We start from the raw sequence: 19,017 nt of genomic DNA on the forward strand, positions 1-19,017 counted from the left end.
AGAGATTTTTATTATGAAAGTAATAAAACTATATGACTTATATCATGTTCTATAAAAATTTTTAATCTAAATTAGAAATATCCTGTATTATAACTGTATTTTTAGAAAATATTTTCAATTTATTATTACCATTTTTTATATTTAATTTTTTAGTATAATTTTTATTAAAAAAAATGATATTCGGTGCTTGAATCTCATAATCATATTTTTGATTTTTATTTAAAACAATTAAAGTAGTTCCAAAACTTTGATTAATTTCACATTTATTAAATTTTTTCAAGTATAATGAAATATTACCAAATACATTTTTTATATACATTTTATTTACTGAAGCTGTTAATTTAATATTCCCTTCTTTATTTATAATTTTTGAAAAAACAGTATTCGAAAAATTTTTTAAATCTATATCTCCTCGATCATTTTTTATTTCTAATTCACCATTAGAAATAAAATTATTCGAAAGTATTTTTCCATTTACATTTTCTAAATAAATATTTTTTGAAGAAATCGAAAAAGGGAAAATATTTCCAATAGTATTTTTAGCAATTAATCTATAATTTGTAAATATTTTTTTTAACTTAATATTTCCCTTATATGAAACAAAAATAGCATCATCTTTCTTATTTGTCATAACAGTAAAAGTTCCGCTTTTTAATGAATTATTATTTTGATTAGAATTGAATACAAACTTTTTTAAAAGAAAAAATGGATTATTTTTATTTAAAGTTTCAGTTAAATTTATCAAATCAAAATCTTTTTTAAAAAGTATATCGGGAAAAATGTTTAACTCATTTTCATAAAAACATATCAATGAATTTTTTTCAGAATAGTAAATATTTATGTTAGAAATATTTGACTCAATATTTATTTTTTTTATTTCACTTAAAGAAAATTCAAAACTTTTTGTATTTGAAAGTATAATAGACGAAAACAACAAAACCGTAATCATTATCAATTTTTTTATAAATAATTTATTTATAAGTTCTTTCAAAATAATCATCCATTCATAACTTTTTGCACATAAAGTGCCAATTGTGTTCTATCTCTAATTTGTAGCTTTGAAAGTATCCTTGTTATATGATTCTTAACAGTTCCTTCAGTAATAAAAAGCAATTGACTAATTTCTTTATTAGATTTTCCAATTGATATTAATTGTGCAATTTCTACCTCTCTTGAAGTTAATGATTCATAAGGACCATTTATTTCTAATTTGTTTTCTTTTGTATTTTTACTTTTATTTCCAAGTTCTTTAATAACTTTATTTGCAATTTCAGAATGTAGTAAAAGATTTCCAGAATAAACCGTTTTTATTGATTCTATTATTTTATCGGACTTTACATCTTTTAATATATATCCATCTGCTCCATTTTTCAATGCTTCAAAAATAAATTCATCATCTTTAAATGTAGTTAATATTAATATTTTTATATTTGGATATTTTACTTTTATTATTTTAGTTGCTTTCACCCCATTCATTATAGGCATTTTTATATCCATTAAAATAACATCAGGCTTTTTTTCTTCTATTAAATTCAAGGCCTCCTCTCCATTTGAAGCTTCTGCAACTAACTCTATATCATGACACAAACTCAATAACATAGATATTCCTTCTCTAACTAAAGTTTGGTCATCCACAATCATTACTTTAATCATTTTAATCCCTCCATCAAAGGTATTACAATTTTAGTTTCAAAACCTTCTTTATTTAAAGAATTAAATATTACTTGGCCATTCACTTTTTTTATTCGCTCTTCTATTCCATTTAATCCAGTACTTTTTTGTATATTTAAACATCCTATACCATTATCTTTTATATTTAAAGTAATTTCATTATTATTTTTTAAAATATTTAAATTTATTTTTGAAGGCTTCCCATGTTTAATACTATTTGTTAAGCTTTCCATAACTGTTTTGTATATTATATTTTGAATGTCTAAATCAATATTATTTATTTCTTTGCTATATTTAAAGTCAATTTCAATATTCTCAATTTTTATATTTTTTATTAATTTATTAATAGAATCAGAAAGCGAATAAAATTGTTCATTTTCTTTTAATGCATACACTGCTTCTCTTAATGATTTCATAGTACTTCTTGAAATTTCTTGAGATTTTAATATGTGTTCTTTTGCTTTTTTTGCATCAATGTCTATTATTTTTTCTATGTAATCCAATCTCATAATAAGTGCCGATAGTTTGTGCCCAATTGAATCATGCATTTCTTGAGCAATTCTATTTCTTTCTTTTTCTATTGATAAATCTGCTATTGTTTTAAGAGATTTTTTTAATTCTACATTTAATTTTTCTGCTTTTTTTCTTTCATGATATTGATTTTTTAATGTTATTAAAGCAAAAATTATTAGAAAATATATAATATAGTTTGTTAGTATTGAAAATCCATAATTTTTCCAAAGTGTTATAAAGTTAAAATCTGTATAATTCATTAATTCTTTTGTACTCATAAATACATATAAAAATATATGTAATAATAAATATTTCTTATTCTTATTTATTATTATAAATTCGTATAAATATAAATAAAATAGGAATATAGCATCTCCATTAACAAATGTTGAGATGTAAGTTATACTTAAAAGAGAAAAACTAATAGAAGAAAAATATATGATTTTTTTCTTTAAAAAATAAGAAGTTCTGAGTATATCATTTATAAATACTATAATTAAAAATGTAGTATATAAAAAAAACTTACCAATAAAATATATAAAGTTAGTATATAAAGTTAAAATAACTAAAATTAATATTAAAAATTTTATAGAAAAAAATATTTTTTTCTTCACAGTTCACCTCTTAAAAAATATAAATTACTTATTTTATTATAACAGTTAGAAAAAAATATACAAATAAAATTATGTAAAGTATGAATTAACATAAGGTTATTTATTTAATTTTAAAATTAAAAAATAAGACTTTAGACTTTTTTAATTTTTTTATTCATAAAAAAATTAAAATTTAAAAAAATTTTTACAAAAAATAATTTGCAATCCATTGTTAAGAGTGCTAAAATATAAATAGACTATTTATAAAAAAATATATGGAGGTGTTATAATGTCTACAAAAATGAACTTTCAAACTGAAACAAAAAAGCTTTTAGATTTAATGATTCATTCTATTTATACAAATAAGGAAATTTTTTTAAGAGAATTAATTTCAAATTCATCAGATGCTATTGATAAAATAAGATTTGAATCTTTAAAAAATCCAGAAATTTTAAATGGAGATAATAAATTTGAAATTAAATTAGAATTAAAAGACAATAAATTAATTATAGAAGATAATGGTATTGGAATGTCTTATGACGAAGTTATTGAAAATATTGGTACAATTGCAAGATCCGGAACTAAAAAATTTATTGAAGAATTAAAAAAAGAAGAAAATAATACAAATGATTTAATAGGTCAATTTGGTGTTGGATTTTATTCTGCTTTCATGGTTGCAGAAAAAGTTACTTTAGAAACCAAAAAATACAATGAAAGAGAAGGTGTAATTTGGAAATCAGAAGGAAATGGTGAATTTACTATCGATAAAACAGAAAAAAATAATAGAGGAACAAAAATAACTTTAGAACTTAGAAAAGATATAGAAGATGAAATAAAATTAGATGAAGATAAAATAAAAGAATTAATAAAAAAATATTCTAATTATATTAAATATCCAATAAAAATGGAAATAGAAAAAGAAGGAAAAAAAGAATTAGAAATATTAAATTCTATGGAATCATTGTGGATGAAGAACAAAAAAGATATAAAAAAAGAAGAATATGATGAATTTTATAAAGAAACTTTTCATGATTGGATTGATCCATTTGAAATTATTCATACTAAAGCAGAAGGTAGTATAGAATATACCGCATTGTTGTTTATTCCATCAAAATTACCAATAGATTATTATTCTAAGAATTATAAAAGAGGAATACAACTCTATTCTAAAAATGTTTTTATTATGGAAAAATATGAAGACTTATTACCAGAATATTTAGGATTTATAAAAGGACTTGTAGATTCTCCTGATTTTTCTTTAAATATCTCAAGAGAATTATTACAACAAAGTAGACAATTGCAAATCGTTAAAAAAAATATTGAAAAAAAGGTATTAAACACTTTAGAAAATATACTAAAAAAAGATCAAAAAAGATACATTGAATTTTGGGAACAATTTGGTAGGTCTATAAAATCAGGTATATATGAAAATTTAACTAATAAAGAAAAATTAGAAAATCTATTAATTTTTAAATCATCTTTTGAAAAAGATTATACAACTTTAAATAGTTATATTGAAAGAATGAAAGAAGATCAAAAATATATTTATTTTGCATCTGGAGAAAATGTTGAAAGTATTGAAAAATTACCTCAATTAGAAGCTGTTTTAGATAATGGCTATGAAGTTTTATACTTTAATGATAGTATAGATGAATTTTTAGTTCAAATGATGAGAGAGTTTAAAGGAAAAGAATTTAAATCAATTAGTAGTAATGATTTAAATTTAAAAAATGAAGAAGAAGTTAAAAAATTAGAAAAAGAAAATGGTTCTTTACTTGAAGAAATAAAAGAAATATTAAAAGAAAAAGTTTCAGAAGTTAAATTAAGTTCAAGATTGAAAACATCACCAGTTTGTATAGTTACAGGAAATATGGGAATATCAACAAATATGGAAAAAATATTAAAAGAGTTAGATCAACTTCCATTTAAAGCCGATAAAGTTCTTGAAATTAATCCAAACCACGATTTATTTAAAACTATGGAGGAATTACATAGAAATGGTGAAAAAGAAAAATTAAGAGATTACTCAGAATTATTATACAATCAAGCATTAATTTTAGAAGGTTTAAAACCAGAAAATCCAACTGAATTAGTAAATTTAATTTCTAAATTAATAACAAAATAATATAATATAAATTAAATTATAATTAAGATACCTACAAATTTTGTAGGTATCTTATTATTTTATTAATAATTATATCTTAAATCGTTTGAAAACTCAAAAATTTATTAAAAGTTTAGAATTAAATAAACTTTTATATGATAAAATATAGTATATCAACCTTGAGGGGGCGTATAATTATATGGATTTTTATAAGTGGAAGTATTTAAATATTGGTGAAAGACTTGTCACTAAATTAAAAAACTTAAAACATGATGCATATCTTGTTGAAAACAAAAATGAAGTCGTTCCTCTTTTAAAAAAATTAATGCCTGAAAATTCTAAAGTAGGAGTAGGCGGAAGCGTTACTTTATCAGAATGTAATGTTCTTGAATTTTTAAGAAATGAAAAATTCAATTTTTTAGATAGATATTCTGTTAAAACAGAAGAAGAAAAAACAGAAATTTATTATGAAAATTTTAAAACCGACTTTTTTTTATGTAGTGCTAATGCTATAACTATGGATGGAAAAATAGTACAATTAGATGGGAATGGAACTAGAGTTGCTCCAATGATATGGGGACCTAAAAATGTAATAATAGTTGCTGGAATGAATAAAGTAGTAGAAGACTTAAATGAAGCAGAATTAAGATTAAAATTTATATCTCCAATGAACGCAAAAAGAGTTAATGCAAAAACTCCTTGTTCAAGAATCGGGGAATGTATAGACTGTGAGTCACATGATAGAATTTGTATTCATAAAACAATTTTAGAAACAGGGGTAAGACAACCAGGAAGGTTTAAAATAATATTAGTTGCAGAAAAATTAGGCTTTTAGTTTGGAGGTGTATTATGTTTAAAATAATGTTAAAAGGAAAAATTCATAGAGCTATAGTAAATGAAAAAAATATAAATTACGAGGGAAGTATAACAATAGATCCAGAGTTAATGGAACTTGCTGGAATGGAAGAATTTGAAAAGGTTCAAATTGTAGATATAAATAATGGGAAACGCTTTGAAACTTATATCATAAAAGGTGAATATGGAAAAAGAGAAATAGGTTTAAATGGTGCCGCAGCAAGAATGTGTGAACTTGGAGATCAAGTAATAATAATGTCATATGCTCTATATGAAAAAAACGAAGTACCAAATCCAAAAATAGTAGTTGTAGATAACAACAACAATCCAAAAACAACAAAAAATTCAGAAACACCTAATACTTTTTGCTAAAATTTAAAACAAAAAAGGATATTATCCTTTTTTGTTTTTTTTATCTATTGAATAAACATAAGCAAGAATTTCTGCAGCTATTTTATACATTTCAGGTGGAATTTCAACATTTATATCAACCCCATAAAATTCTTCTGCCGCATATTCATCTTCTATTATTGGAATCTTCTCCTCTTTCGCAACGCTTATTATTTTATCTGCTATTTCTCCAACGCCTTTAGCAATAACTTCTGGAGCGGTATCTTTACCTTTTTTATATCTTAAAGCCACAGCTTTTTTTTTCATTATTCACCTCTTATATTTAATACTGTTATTTCAGGAAAAGTCAAAAATCTTGCATGATACCATGAACCTAAACCTGTGTTCACATAGAGTTTAGTATTTTCAATTTTATACATACTTTTTATATAATAATTCCCCATATATTCTCTTAAAATAAAATTGGTAACAAAAGGAATTGTAACTTGTCCACCATGTGTATGACCAGAAAAAATTATATCTGCATATTTCAATACTTTCTTATTTTTAAAAACATTTGAAGGAATATGGGTCAAATATATATTAAAAGCATTTTTATCATATTCAAAATTTTTCAATGGATAATACATTGGTAATCCTGTTATTAAAAATTTATTTTTCTTTATGTATATTTCTTTTGTTATTCCATCCACAATAGATATATTTGTTCCATTATAAGCAGAATTCAATTTTTTGATATCATAATAATCCCAATTTCCATAAATTGCATAAACTGGTGCTATTTTATTTAGTTTTAAAAAAAATTTATGTATTGAATTTTCATCAGAGCTTTTTTTCAAAGTATCACCAGTGTATAAAATTATGTCAGGTTTTATTTTTTTTATCTTATTTAAAACAATATCATGAAAAAAATAATAATTAGTAATATGTAAATCGCTTATATCAACAATTTTTATATTTTCTTTAATATCTTTTTTTATAAAATTTATATTCTTTTTTACAACAATCAATGATGGCTCAATAAAAAAAACATAAAATACAATTAAAAAAAGAAATAATAAAATTTTTTTCATGTAAAAACCTCCAATTTTAGCTAAAATATTTGTCTTATCATAAATATTGTATATTCTTCTTTTAAATTATACAATAGTTTTATTTTTTAATTTACGTTAATTATGGTAAAATTATTATGAAGAAAGGTTAATTCTTTAAAAACAAAAGGGGGATGATTAAAATGGAGAACATTGTAAATGTTAATATTAATGGTGAATCAATCGCAATTTCAACACAAACACCCTTTCCACTAATGCTTTCAGAATATCTTTATGAAGGTGATTTTGACTTAATGATGGCAGATTTAAATAATAAAAAAGAATTTATAGAAGAATGCAAAAAAGTAAAATTTTTAATGGATAATCTTCCAGGATTAACTTCAAGTTTTATAACCACACCTTTTATCTTCAATAATTTCATTACTTATTTTGATGAATTTAATATAAAAGCTACTGATTTAAATCATGTTTCACTAAATGGCTTATTTGATATAGTACTCGATAGAGCCGATAGAAAAGATTTTGATTTAGTAAAAAAAATTATAGAATTCATGCTTAAAATAGATAAAAATTTTGCTCCAGCATATGAATTATATGGTTCTATATTAATAGAAGAGGGTGATTTTAATAAAGGTACAGAATATTTAGAAACATCTATAAAATTAGAACCTTGGAATGTAGCTGCATTATCAGAACTTGGTGAAACTTATTTTAATCTTGGCGAATATGATAATGCTGCCAAAATTTGGAAAAAAGAAATTAATTTATCTCCAGATAATTATGTAACTTATTTTATGTTAACCGATGCTTATATAGAAGCAAAGAAATTGACTAAAGCTGCACATGTTTTAGAAAAATTTTTAAATAGATTTCCAAAAAGTATTCTTGGAAAGTATGAACTTTCTGGACTTTATGAAAAACTTTCAAGAACACTTGAAGCAAGTGAATTAAAAGATGAAATTATGAAATCAGTACCTGTTTATTCAAGCGATATAGAAGTTTGGACAAAAATAATGTTTGAAAAAAATCAGTTTAAAAAAGTACAAGAATTTTTAGAAAAATATATTGAAAATAAAAAAGATCATGATCATTTTAAGTTATTATTAGTAGTTCCATACATAAAAAGTGGTAAAGTTGAAGAAGCAAAGAAAATTTATGATGAAATGAAAAATAAATATAAATGGTATTTGTATGGATTAAAAGAAATAATGGAAAAATATATCGATAAAAATTTATTGGAGGAAATGGAAACAAAATGAAAAAACTTTTATTAAATAAATTTATGTGGTGCCTTATTGGCACCACTATTTTTATAAACATCATTTTAACCTTAAATAACAAATGGTATGATATAATTGTATTAAATTCACTCTTATTTGCTGGTATTTATGATTTTTTTAAATTTATTATACCTGATACAACTATCTTAATAATTATAGGAGTATCAATTTTTAATTTTAATTTTTTATCTTTTATTTCATCAATAATTATGTTTTTTATAACCTTTTATTTTTGGAAAAATAAAAAAATGGGATTTGGTGATGTAAAATTATTAACTGCTATCTCATTATTTTATGGAAATAATTCATTTATAATTTTAATTCTTAGCATAATATCTGTCTTTATTATTAATATCAAAGAAAAAGAAAAAAAAGTTCCTTTTGGTTTTTATATTTTTATAGGAAGTATTATATTTTATCTTTACGAGGTGATAAAGTGTTTTTTTATAAAGTAATTGGTTCTTTTTTTGAAATTCCTGGTATTTTTGTCTTATTATGTATATTAATGTTTATATATTATTTAAAAAAAGAAAAAAAAATCAGAAAATTTTTATTATTTATTACACTAATAATATATATAATTTCATCTGGCTGGTTTTCAAAGATATTTATACCCATACTAGAAAATCAATATTCTCCATTTATATTTGAAGGAAAAAGTTTTGAAAATGAAAAAGGTTTAATAGTAATTTTAGGTGGTGGAGTTATTTCTAATACACCTAATAATAATCTTGGGGAGCTTTCTGATTCTTCTATGCAAAGAGTATATAATGGTTATTTAATGTATAAAAATCTAAACTTTCCAATAATAGTTACAGGAGGTACTCTTGATAAAACAGATAATATTCCTGAGGCTTTTAAAATGAAAGAAGTATTACTAAAAATGGGTGTAAAACCATCTGATGTTTATCTTGAAACTAGTGCAAGAAATACCTATGAAAATGCTAAATTTACATCAGAAATTGCAAAAAAATTAAATAAAGAAAAAATTTATCTTGTAACTTCAGCTATTCACATGAAAAGATCATATGAAATATTTAAAAAATATATAAATAAAAATACTAAATTAATTCCAGTTCCTGTAAATTATTTAGTTTCAAGAACATCAATAAATTGGTATGATTTTTTACCCAAAATAGATTCTTTAAAAGCTACTTCTTATGCATTTCATGAATTATTAGGTATTTTATTTGAAAAAATCTTTAGTTAATCACATTATTGACTTTTAAATAATTATATGTTATAATGAAGTTTAGTTTTAATTTCGGAGCGTGGCGCAGGTTGGTAGCGTGCTTGCATGGGGCGCAAGAGGGCGCTGGTTCGAGTCCAGTCGCTCCGACCAATATCAGAGAGAATTTTTTAGTTCTCTCTTTTTTTATGAGGTGACTTTATGAAAAAATTTTGTTTGATTCAATATCCACCAAAAGATTCCATGTCAAAAATAATTTTTAGTAATTATTTTAATAAACATAAATTACCATATATATATGAAGATATATCTATTCCTAAAAATTTATTTGAAAAAAATATAAATAAAATATTATTAACTTATGATGGAATAAACATAACTATTCCATACAAAGAAAAAATTATAAAATTTATTAAAATTAATGATAGCGCAAAAAAAATAGGAGCCGTTAATTGTATATATAAAAATATAGGATATAATACAGATTATTTAGGATTTATAAATTCTTTAAATAATTTAAATATGCCTAAAAATATAACATTGATAGGAGCTGGAGGTGTATCTAGAGCAATAATATTTGGACTATATAAAATCGGTGTTAAAAAAATCACTTTAATAAATAGAACTATTGAAAAAGCATTTAATTTAAAAAAAATTTTTAATTATATAGATATAGATGTAATGCCCTTAACTTCTTTAAATAAAATAATTAAAAAAACTGATTTTTTAATAAATGCAACTTCAATTGGAATGCAAGGAGAAACATTTAATTTAAAAAATAATTCAATAAAAATTTTTTACGATACAATTTATTATGAAACACCTCTACAAAAATTTTTTAAAAATCAAAACACTACAGTTATTAATGGTAAAAAAATGTGGTTTTATCAAGCTATTGAAAATTTAAAACTTTGGAATATATATGAAAAATCATTCTTTGACTTTTTTGATACATTATAATAACTTATTTTAATCTAAAGAAAATCTTTAATTAACTAAAAATAATATATAATGAGATGATCAATCTTAATTTTTTAAACAGTAACTGGAGGATATTTAATGATAAAAAAAATTAATATCATATTTTATATTTTAATTATATTATTTTTTATATTTTTTGAATTTTTAAATAAGCAAAATAGTTATATTTTATTTATTACTTCCCTAATTATGACTATTACAACTTTTTTATCTTTTTTTTATATTTATATCTTAACAAAAAAAATAAATAATAAAAATAAAAATTTAGAATTAAAAAATTTAAACAAAAAATTAAATGCTTCATTTTTAAAAATTAATAACCTTTCAAAAAAATTAAAACAATTAACTGAATTAACTCGAGATTTGGGAAATAATAATATGGAATTAGATGATTTTTGTAATGAACTTTTAGAAACAGCTCATAATTTTATTCCACAATCTAATTATGGATCAATTTCATTAATAAAAAATGGAGAATGGAACTTTATTTCTACAATAGGACACAATATAAACTTATTAAAAACTTTAAAATTTAATGTTTATGAAATTAATCCAAAAGAAGGTATTCAAATTATTAACATTAATAAGAGAAATAAAAATTTAAAAAAAGAAATAAAAGAAAAATTATTTTTAGCTACACAACCAACAAAAGAAACTCTTGCATCTTATATAAAATTAAATGAAACCTTAGCCTTGAATATATCATTAGATATTTCAAAAGAAAATAAATTAAATTTTGATGATACTTCAATAGAGTTAATGGAATCTTTTTCAAATATAACTAAATCATTTTTTAATCAAAAACTATCTCACGATAATATAAAAGAAGCTTATTATGAGTTTGCAAATAAACTTGCAATAATTTCGGAAGGATATGATGAAGATACTGGTAACCATGTAAAAAGAGTTAGTATTTTATCTGGATTCATAGCAGAAAAAATTGGACTAAATAGCAAAAAAGTAAATGATATCAAAAAATTTGCACAATTACATGATATAGGAAAAATATTTACACCAAAGGAAATATTGAATAAAAAAACATCTTTAACCCCTCAAGAATGGGAAGAATTAAAAAAACATACTATAAATTCAAAAAAACTTTTAAATGGCAAATATTTTAAAACAGCTTTAAACATAGCACTTTATCATCATGAAAAATATGATGGAACTGGATATCCATTTGGACTTTCTAAAAATTTAATACCAATTGAAGCACAAATTGTTGGTATTGTTGATGTATATGATGCCTTGCGTTCAAAACGTTCTTATAAAGAAGCATTTGATCATAATAAAGTTTTAAATATAATTTTAAAAGGAGATGGGAGAACTAATCCAAAACATTTTAATCCTGTCTTATTGAAAATTTTTACAAAATATGAAAGAAAAATAGAAGAACTCTACAATGAATTAAAATAGTATTAAATAGGAGTATTAAAAATGATATCAAAAAAAATTTTTCTTATTGGAATGATGGGATGTGGAAAAACGACTTTAGGAAAAAAATTAAGTAATATTTTAAATCTTCCTTTCATTGATATAGATAGTGAAATTGAAAAAAAAGAAAAAAAATCTATTGAAAACATTTTTAAAGAAAATGGTGAAACTTATTTTAGAACTCTTGAAAAAAAAACATTAAAAGAAATAAATTATTTTTATACTTCTGGAATAATTTCTACAGGTGGCGGAATCATTTTAGATGATGAAAATTTTAATATTTTAAAAAATGAATATACTATTTTTCTTTATGTTTCAATTTCAGAATTAAAAAAAAGATTAGAAAAAGATACTAAAAGACCTTTATTAAAAAATAAAAACATAATAAACATTTGGGAAGAAAGAAAAAGTTTATACAATTCATTTAAAAAAGTAAACTTATCGGGTTTAACTATAAATAGTTCGTTAGAGAAACTTTTAAAAGAAATAATCAATTGAATTCTATTTAATTGATTGTTTTTTTTTTATTTAATTAAGAGTTATAATTTAATATATCAAATTAAGGGAGGTACTAATATGAAAAAAATTCATAACCCAGAAGGAGTTCCACAACCAATTGGTCCTTATTCAATTTCAAATATTTTTGAAAACTTGATTTTTTTATCTGGTCAATTACCTGTAGAAAATGGTGAACTAATTAAAGGAGATATAAAAAAAGAAACAGAACTCATAATTAAAAATATAAAAACAATTTTAGAAACAGCTGGGAGCTCTTTAGATTGCGTATTAAAAACAACTGTTTTCTTAAAAAATATGGATGATTTTGGAGATATGAATGAAATTTATGGCAAATACTTTAAAAATAATCCACCAGCACGTTCTGCAATACAAGTTGCTAAATTACCAAAAGATTCAGATATTGAAATTGAATTAATTGCATATAAAAAATAAAGAGGCTAAGCCTCTTTATTTTTTATATTGGAGTTATTTTTTCTTTATTTTTAGAAGGAATAGTTCCAATTATTAATGAAATAATCATTATAGATGCGCCAAGAAATTGTTTGACACTTAATGTTTCTTTTAATATTAAAAATGCAAAAAAAGCTGCAAATATTGGTTCTCCTATAAAAACAAATGCAGACATATTATTACCCAAAATTTTTTGATATTTAGATTGAAATAAAGTAGCAATTATAGTTGAAAAAACTGCCGTATATATAACAACTAAAATTAATGGAATTGATACTTTTCCACCTGGAGAAGTAAATGCTAAGGCTGTATTCATTATTGCAACAGCAATAAATTGATAAGATAATAATGATGATTCTGGTACTATTTTTGAATATTTAGTAATATATACAACAGACAAAGCATAAAATACTGCACATAAGACTGTTAAAATATCTCCAACATTAAAACCTTTAACTCCGCCTGATAAAAAATATGAACCTAATATAGATATTGGAAAAGCTATTATTTGCATTAAAGTTGGTTTCTCTTTTTCAATTAAATAAGCAAATACTGGAACTAACACTATATATAAAGAAGTTATAAATCCACTTTTTGAAGCTGTAGTAAGTGTTAATCCAATTGTTTGAGTTATTTGTCCAAGAGAAATAAAAATTCCTATTATTAAACCATACTTTAAAGAATGTTTCTTCCATAAAAACATAGATAATATTCCTGCAAGCCAAAACCTAAGTGATAAGTATAAATAAACAGATTCACCATTAACTGCCATTTTTATAAAAGGAAATGTAGAACCCCAAAGAAACGTAACCATCAACAATGCAAAAAAAGCTCTTACCACTTAAATTCCTCCTTAAATTTTTTCTTTTAAATATTCTAGTGCTAATAAATACCCCTTAAATCCCAATCCAGTTATTTTTCCATTACATACTTCAGAAATTACGGAATTTTTTCTAAACTCTTCTCTTACATAAATATTTGATATATGAACTTCTATTTTTGGAATACTTAATATTTCAAGAGCATCTCTTATTGCATAACTATAATGTGTATATGCTCCTGGATTTATTATTAATCCATCATAATTTAATTGATGTATTCTATCTATAATTTTTCCCTCTATATTAGATTGAAATATTTCAATATCTATTTTATTAATTTCAGACCACTCATTCAGCAATTCTTTTAAGTCATCGTAACTTCCATCACCGTATACACTTATTGGTCTTCTTCCTAACATATTTAAATTTGGACCATTAATAATTAATATCATTTTTATTCTCCTTAATTTTTAAATATTTGATTATATATACTTTCTATTTCTTTTTCATAATTAATAAAAATTTTTAATATTTCTGGATTAAAATGACTTGGTTGAGTTCTTCCATCTCCATTTACTAATATTTGAAAGGTTTTTTCGTGAGAAAAAGCTTCTTTATAAGGACGATTTGATCTAAGAGCATCATAAACATCAACAATAGAAACTATTTGAGCTTCTATGGGAATATTATCCCCAATAAGATTAAATGGATAACCCGTTCCATCGTATTTTTCATGATGATACAACGCTATATTCAATGCAACTTTAAAATATTCATTGTCTTCTAATAATTTTCTTGCATAAAGAGTATGTTTTTTCATTTTATTCCATTCTTCATCACTTAATTTTCCTTTTTTATTTAAAATATTTAATGGAATAAAAATTTTTCCAACATCGTGCAATGGAGAAAAATTTCTTATTTTTATTACCATTTCTTCATTAAGATTCATTTTTTTTGCTATAAATTCTGATAAAATTCCAACTCGTTCTATATGGTTTCCAGTTATTTCATCATGAGCTTCTGCAACCATGGCAAGTTTATTTGCAAAATTTACATAAGATTTTTTAAAATTATTTTCATATTTTTTTTGTTTTAATATTGTTTCTGAAAGAGTTTTAAATGCTTTGGCTATTTCTATATCTTCATTTGTAAATTTTTTTTCTTTATTATCAAAAGATATACCAGCAATCTTTTCTCCATTTACTATTAATGGAATTAAAAGTGTATATCTACTTTTTTTTATTCCTTTTTTTAATTTTTCTAAAGTACTTTTTGGTATCTCAGTATTATATCTTTCTATATTTTCAACAACTTCAACATTGTAAACATCAAATACATATTTTTTATCTAAATCAAGTGTTTTCAAAATCCCTATATCATGACCTATTGCATCTACAAATATCCATTTATTTCCTACAAATTTATAAACACTTCCATAATCAGAATTTATAACATTAATAGATATTTTTAACATTTCTGATAATAAAAAATCATTTTCTCTTTTTAAAAAATCTGATATTTTAGAATTAATTTCTAATAACTTTTTAAATCTTTTATGTTCAAATTCTTCACTTTTTAAACTTATATCTAAAATATTATTTAGAGAAGTTATTTCATTATACTTTTCTTCTAACTTTTTTTTGCTTTTTTCCATTTCATTGTACATATTTTCAAGTTCTAAATTATTACTTTTTAATTGTTCATTTTGAGCTTGCATTTCTTCATATGAAGCCTCTATTTCTTCTTTTTGATCTTTTATCTTTTTAGTTTTTTTGGAAACAATTTTTTTTAATAAATATACTATAAAAAATAATATAAAGATAATCATAACTGAGCTAATGATAATTATATAAATCCACATTGGTACTTTGTTTTTTGCATTTTTTTGTAAATATTTATCTAAAATACTATAATATATTGAATTTGAATCATATTTCATTTTTTTTAAATACATATCTATTGTATTAATTATAGAATTATCTACATTCTTAGAAAATATAAAAAATAGTTCTATAGGATAAAACATAAGTGTTGTATCTTTTATATTATATTTTTTTTCATTCATTAATCCATAAATCCTTGGAACTATTCCTATATCAATTATATTTTTAGATAAAGCTATCATTATTTCATCATAAGTATCATACTCAATATAATTACATTTAATTCCAAAACCATTTAATAAATTTTTTATTCCATTTTTTCCTTCATAAAATATATCACTCTTCATTACACCAACACTTTTATTTGAAAACTCTTTAAATGAAGTTATATCTTCTTTATAATTAGTATAAACTTCCCCCCAATCAGATATTATTGGAATAGTATTATAATTAAAAATTTTGCTTCTTTCTAAAGAATAACCAAATGCAAAAGCTATATCTAAATTTCCATCTTCTAATTCTTTCATAATATTTTTTTGAGGTTTAATTGTATAATTTATATTCCAATGTTCTTTTTCTGATATAAAATTCAATATATCTGAAAAAATTCCTTTTACATTATTATCTTTAGTAAATGAAATTGGATAATTTTCATATGTCCCTACATTTAAATTATAAGAAAAAACCCTTATAAAAATAAATAAAATAAATATTCCAATAGAAATTTTCTTCATTATTTTCACCAACTTTTAATTTATATAATTATATAATATAACTTTTATTATATTATATCAAAAAAATATTAAAAATTTAATCTTTTTTTCACTTCAAAATTTAATTAAAGTTTGATATAATATAATATAATTAAAAAAATACGAGGTGTTTAACTTGGAATTAAAATGGTGGATGTTTTTAATAGTGGGTTTAATGACTTCTTTTTTGTTTTTTCCTGATATAACTGGGAAAACTACTTATCCAACAACTTTATACAATTATCATGAAAATTTACAAATCTTTTCAAATAATGTAGAAATATCATTTGATAGTAGTACGGATAAACTTTATTTACCCAAAAATTTAATTATAAAAAAAATAAATAACACATTAAGTATAAGTACTCCACTTAATACAAAGCAAACCTATAAAATAATTATAGGAAGCAAAAGATCTTTTAAAAAAATACAAATAAATTCTGGCAAAATAAATATAAATGGGACCTTAAAATCAAATAGTTTTAAGTTAATTGGATCTGGAATAGAATTAAATACAAAATTTTATGGAAAATCGTTGTATATTAATGGTGCTGACGTTAAAATTTTAGGAAATTACTTTTGTAATGAACTTCAAATAAATGCTACATCAATAAAAAGTAATGTGTCTTTAAATATTAAATCTATAAACATTAATTCATTTGACTTTTCTGGTACCATTAAATATTCTAAAATAAATACTAATAGTCAATTAAAAATTTCTTCAAAAGGATATTTAAATATTTTTATTCCCAAGAATTCTAATAATCTTCTTAAAATTACTAAAAATAAAATTATAATAAATACAAAAAAATATTAAAAAATACGGATGTTATCCGTATTTTTTAATATTTCACAACAAATTCATTAATATTATTTTCTAATTTATCCAAAATTTTTTCTTCTATATCTTCAACTCTGCTAAATCCGTTTCCTTTAATAACAAAAGCTTTAAATGAACTTAAATTTTTTTCATCTGATTTAGCTAAAATTTCAACACTTCCATCCGGAAGATTTTTTACATATCCACTTATATTTAATTTTAAAGCTATATTTTTTATAAAATATCTGTACCCCACCCCTTGAACTCTACCATAAACTTTTAATTTTAAAATCATTCAAATCCTCCTAATGAAGAACCAGGTTCTTTTACTTTCTTTACTTTTATAAACATTTCATTTAAATTTTTTGAAAATATATATTCTGTTTCAAATCCCATTTCTTTAAATTTTTCAATTATTTGAAACAGATCTCCAGCATCTATATCAAAATTTTTTTCATCCAAAGATATATCATTATTTTTTATTAAAAATCCTTTTTCTTCTTCTAATACACTCATTAAAGTCTTTTTTAATTTTTCATCTAAATACAATTCTTGTATGGGAACTTTACCTTTTCCACTTATATAACTTTTATAAGCATCCACTATTTGTTTTAATTCTATTATTTCTTGTAATTCTTTTGTAAAGTTATCCATACTTTTTTCACCTCCTTATTTTTTATTATACATGATTTATTAAAAAAAATCAACTTAATTTTAATATTTGAATATAAAAATACATATTCATTCACACAAAAACAAAATTTACCGATATAAAATAATAAAAAATTACTAATTTGTAAAAAAATAATATAAAATTAAATTTCTTAATATTTCTTAAAAAATATTAAGAAATAAATAAAAAATTAAAATTATACTATAAGTGTATTTGAAATACAATCAAAAAATGGAGGGAAAAAAATGAAAAAAACTTTTTTAATCATTTTATTAGCATTAACTATTTCTACCCTTTTTTCAAAAACATTAATTATTAAAGGTTCTAACACAGTTTTTCCAATTGCTCAACTTTGGATTGAAGAATTAAAAAAAGAAAACTCAAATTTCACAGCAACTCTCGAAGGTGCAGGATCATCAACAGGAATTGCAGCTCTTTTTAATGGAACAACAGATATTGCCGATTCTTCTAGATGGTTAAAAAATAAAGAAATAAAGAAAATGCAAGATGAAGATAAATATTTTATTCCAATAGTAGTTGGTTATGATGGTATAGCTATCATTACAAATCCTAAATTAAATATAAATAATTTAAGTAAGGGCACCTTAAAAAAAATTTATACAGGAAAAATAATCATGTGGAATCAAGTTAATCCAAACTTACCTAAAAAAAGAATAGTAATTTATTCAAGAAATACAGCTTCAGGAACTTATGAAACTTTTGAAAAAAAAGTTTTAGATAGCGAAAGACTTGCACCTTGGGTCAAAATGGTTGAATCAACTCAATTTGAAATTGATTCTGTTGCAACTAACCCTTATGCAATTGCTTATGTTGGAGTAGGATACGTAACAGATAAAGTAAAAGTTGTAACTGTAGAAAATATAATTCCTTCAAAGATAAATATATTAACTTCAAAATATCCAATTTCAAGACCATTATATGTATTCATAGATGCATCAAAAGGTTATCCAGAAACAGGTATTATAAAAGAATATATAACCTTTGGACTTTCAAAAAAAGGTCAAGAATTAGTTGAAAAAGCTGGTTATGTAGCTGCATACGGTTTTTAAAAAGGG

The 19,017-nt window shown here is 22.1% G+C and carries 22 protein-coding genes and 1 tRNA gene; 13 read left to right on the plus strand and 10 right to left on the minus strand.

Annotation, left to right across the window (positions count from 1 at the left end; genetic code table 11):
• Positions 1-61: 61 nt before the first annotated feature.
• The 3 genes from IGS63_RS08655 to IGS63_RS08665 are packed head-to-tail and all read right to left on the minus strand — an operon-like array spanning position 62 to position 2,798.
• Complete coding sequence (locus IGS63_RS08655) at positions 62-991, minus strand: DUF4097 family beta strand repeat-containing protein (protein ID WP_190614176.1); 930 nt, start codon at positions 989-991, stop codon at positions 62-64.
• A 5-nt stretch (positions 992-996) separates the two neighbouring features.
• A complete protein-coding gene (locus IGS63_RS08660) occupies positions 997-1,653 on the minus strand; it encodes a response regulator transcription factor (protein ID WP_190614178.1) in 657 nt (218 codons plus the stop codon).
• Positions 1,650-2,798, minus strand: coding sequence for a sensor histidine kinase (locus IGS63_RS08665; protein ID WP_190614180.1), 1,149 nt, complete (start codon positions 2,796-2,798; stop codon positions 1,650-1,652). Before IGS63_RS08665 ends, IGS63_RS08660 begins: the two co-directional genes overlap by 4 nt.
• Positions 2,799-3,066: 268 nt before the next feature.
• Here IGS63_RS08665 and htpG point away from each other — a divergent pair, with 268 nt between their 5' ends.
• From htpG to panD, 3 genes are all read left to right on the plus strand, one after another.
• On the plus strand, positions 3,067-4,902 hold the full coding sequence (gene htpG / locus IGS63_RS08670; RefSeq protein WP_190614181.1) for a molecular chaperone HtpG: 1,836 nt from the start codon (positions 3,067-3,069) through the stop codon (positions 4,900-4,902).
• 178 nt (positions 4,903-5,080) lie between these two features.
• Positions 5,081-5,716 carry a lactate utilization protein gene (locus IGS63_RS08675; protein WP_190614183.1) on the plus strand — a complete coding sequence of 212 codons (636 nt, stop codon included), beginning with the start codon at positions 5,081-5,083 and terminating at the stop codon, positions 5,714-5,716.
• Between the two features lie 14 nt (positions 5,717-5,730).
• Positions 5,731-6,108: an aspartate 1-decarboxylase gene (gene panD / locus IGS63_RS08680; protein ID WP_190614184.1), complete on the plus strand. Its 378-nt coding sequence runs from the start codon at positions 5,731-5,733 to the stop codon at positions 6,106-6,108.
• A gap of 21 nt (positions 6,109-6,129) precedes the next feature.
• Here the strand turns inward: panD and IGS63_RS08685 are convergent, their stop codons facing one another.
• Together IGS63_RS08685 and IGS63_RS08690 are read right to left on the minus strand one after the other, a co-directional pair.
• Positions 6,130-6,393, minus strand: a complete 264-nt coding sequence (locus IGS63_RS08685) for an EscU/YscU/HrcU family type III secretion system export apparatus switch protein (protein WP_190614186.1) — start codon at positions 6,391-6,393, stop codon at positions 6,130-6,132.
• On the minus strand, positions 6,393-7,160 hold the full coding sequence (locus IGS63_RS08690; protein WP_190614188.1) for a metallophosphoesterase: 768 nt from the start codon (positions 7,158-7,160) through the stop codon (positions 6,393-6,395). The genes IGS63_RS08685 and IGS63_RS08690 overlap by 1 nt, the downstream gene beginning before the upstream one ends.
• A 161-nt stretch (positions 7,161-7,321) precedes the next feature.
• On the opposite strand from IGS63_RS08690, the gene IGS63_RS08695 reads away from it, so the two are divergent.
• The 8 genes from IGS63_RS08695 (at position 7,322) to IGS63_RS08730 (ending at position 12,974) form a co-directional block, all read left to right on the plus strand.
• On the plus strand, positions 7,322-8,398 hold the full coding sequence (locus tag IGS63_RS08695) for a tetratricopeptide repeat protein (protein WP_190614190.1): 1,077 nt from the start codon (positions 7,322-7,324) through the stop codon (positions 8,396-8,398).
• Entirely contained in the window at positions 8,395-8,874 is a 480-nt protein-coding gene (locus IGS63_RS08700; protein WP_190614192.1) for a prepilin peptidase, read from the plus strand. The genes IGS63_RS08695 and IGS63_RS08700 overlap by 4 nt, the downstream gene beginning before the upstream one ends.
• Positions 8,856-9,629 carry a YdcF family protein gene (locus IGS63_RS08705; protein ID WP_190614193.1) on the plus strand — a complete coding sequence of 258 codons (774 nt, stop codon included), beginning with the start codon at positions 8,856-8,858 and terminating at the stop codon, positions 9,627-9,629. Before IGS63_RS08700 ends, IGS63_RS08705 begins: the two co-directional genes overlap by 19 nt.
• 55 nt (positions 9,630-9,684) lie before the next feature.
• Positions 9,685-9,761 (plus strand) — tRNA-Pro (locus IGS63_RS08710).
• A gap of 48 nt (positions 9,762-9,809) precedes the next feature.
• Complete coding sequence (locus IGS63_RS08715) at positions 9,810-10,568, plus strand: shikimate dehydrogenase family protein (protein WP_190614195.1); 759 nt, start codon at positions 9,810-9,812, stop codon at positions 10,566-10,568.
• A 99-nt stretch (positions 10,569-10,667) separates the two neighbouring features.
• The gene (locus IGS63_RS08720) at positions 10,668-12,005 is read left to right on the plus strand and encodes an HD-GYP domain-containing protein (RefSeq protein ID WP_190614197.1); all 1,338 of its coding nucleotides are present in this window, start codon (positions 10,668-10,670) and stop codon (positions 12,003-12,005) included.
• 21 nt (positions 12,006-12,026) lie between these two features.
• Positions 12,027-12,521, plus strand: coding sequence for a shikimate kinase (locus IGS63_RS08725; RefSeq protein ID WP_190614198.1), 495 nt, complete (start codon positions 12,027-12,029; stop codon positions 12,519-12,521).
• 78 nt (positions 12,522-12,599) lie between these two features.
• Positions 12,600-12,974, plus strand: coding sequence for a Rid family detoxifying hydrolase (locus tag IGS63_RS08730; protein ID WP_190614200.1), 375 nt, complete (start codon positions 12,600-12,602; stop codon positions 12,972-12,974).
• A gap of 22 nt (positions 12,975-12,996) precedes the next feature.
• Here the strand turns inward: IGS63_RS08730 and IGS63_RS08735 are convergent, their stop codons facing one another.
• The 3 genes from IGS63_RS08735 to IGS63_RS08745 are packed head-to-tail and all read right to left on the minus strand — an operon-like array spanning position 12,997 to position 16,430.
• Positions 12,997-13,833 carry a DMT family transporter gene (locus tag IGS63_RS08735; protein ID WP_232521193.1) on the minus strand — a complete coding sequence of 279 codons (837 nt, stop codon included), beginning with the start codon at positions 13,831-13,833 and terminating at the stop codon, positions 12,997-12,999.
• A 12-nt stretch (positions 13,834-13,845) separates the two neighbouring features.
• Positions 13,846-14,265 (minus strand): type II 3-dehydroquinate dehydratase, encoded by a 420-nt coding sequence (gene aroQ / locus IGS63_RS08740; protein WP_190614202.1) that lies wholly within the window; start codon positions 14,263-14,265, stop codon positions 13,846-13,848.
• Between the two features lie 11 nt (positions 14,266-14,276).
• The gene (locus IGS63_RS08745) at positions 14,277-16,430 is read right to left on the minus strand and encodes an HD domain-containing phosphohydrolase (protein ID WP_190614204.1); all 2,154 of its coding nucleotides are present in this window, start codon (positions 16,428-16,430) and stop codon (positions 14,277-14,279) included.
• A 154-nt stretch (positions 16,431-16,584) separates the two neighbouring features.
• Here IGS63_RS08745 and IGS63_RS08750 point away from each other — a divergent pair, with 154 nt between their 5' ends.
• Positions 16,585-17,265: a hypothetical protein gene (locus tag IGS63_RS08750; RefSeq protein WP_190614205.1), complete on the plus strand. Its 681-nt coding sequence runs from the start codon at positions 16,585-16,587 to the stop codon at positions 17,263-17,265.
• Between the two features lie 25 nt (positions 17,266-17,290).
• Here the strand turns inward: IGS63_RS08750 and IGS63_RS08755 are convergent, their stop codons facing one another.
• Both IGS63_RS08755 and IGS63_RS08760 read right to left on the minus strand, forming a co-directional pair.
• A complete protein-coding gene (locus IGS63_RS08755; protein ID WP_190614207.1) occupies positions 17,291-17,563 on the minus strand; it encodes an acylphosphatase in 273 nt (90 codons plus the stop codon).
• Positions 17,560-17,922: a hypothetical protein gene (locus tag IGS63_RS08760; RefSeq protein ID WP_190614208.1), complete on the minus strand. Its 363-nt coding sequence runs from the start codon at positions 17,920-17,922 to the stop codon at positions 17,560-17,562. The genes IGS63_RS08755 and IGS63_RS08760 overlap by 4 nt, the downstream gene beginning before the upstream one ends.
• A gap of 264 nt (positions 17,923-18,186) precedes the next feature.
• On the opposite strand from IGS63_RS08760, the gene IGS63_RS08765 reads away from it, so the two are divergent.
• Positions 18,187-19,011, plus strand: coding sequence for a phosphate ABC transporter substrate-binding protein PstS family protein (locus IGS63_RS08765; protein ID WP_190614210.1), 825 nt, complete (start codon positions 18,187-18,189; stop codon positions 19,009-19,011).
• Positions 19,012-19,017 lie beyond the last annotated feature (6 nt).

This window comes from Tepiditoga spiralis, from assembly GCF_014701195.1.
GTDB lineage: Bacteria > Thermotogota > Thermotogae > Petrotogales > Petrotogaceae > Tepiditoga > Tepiditoga spiralis.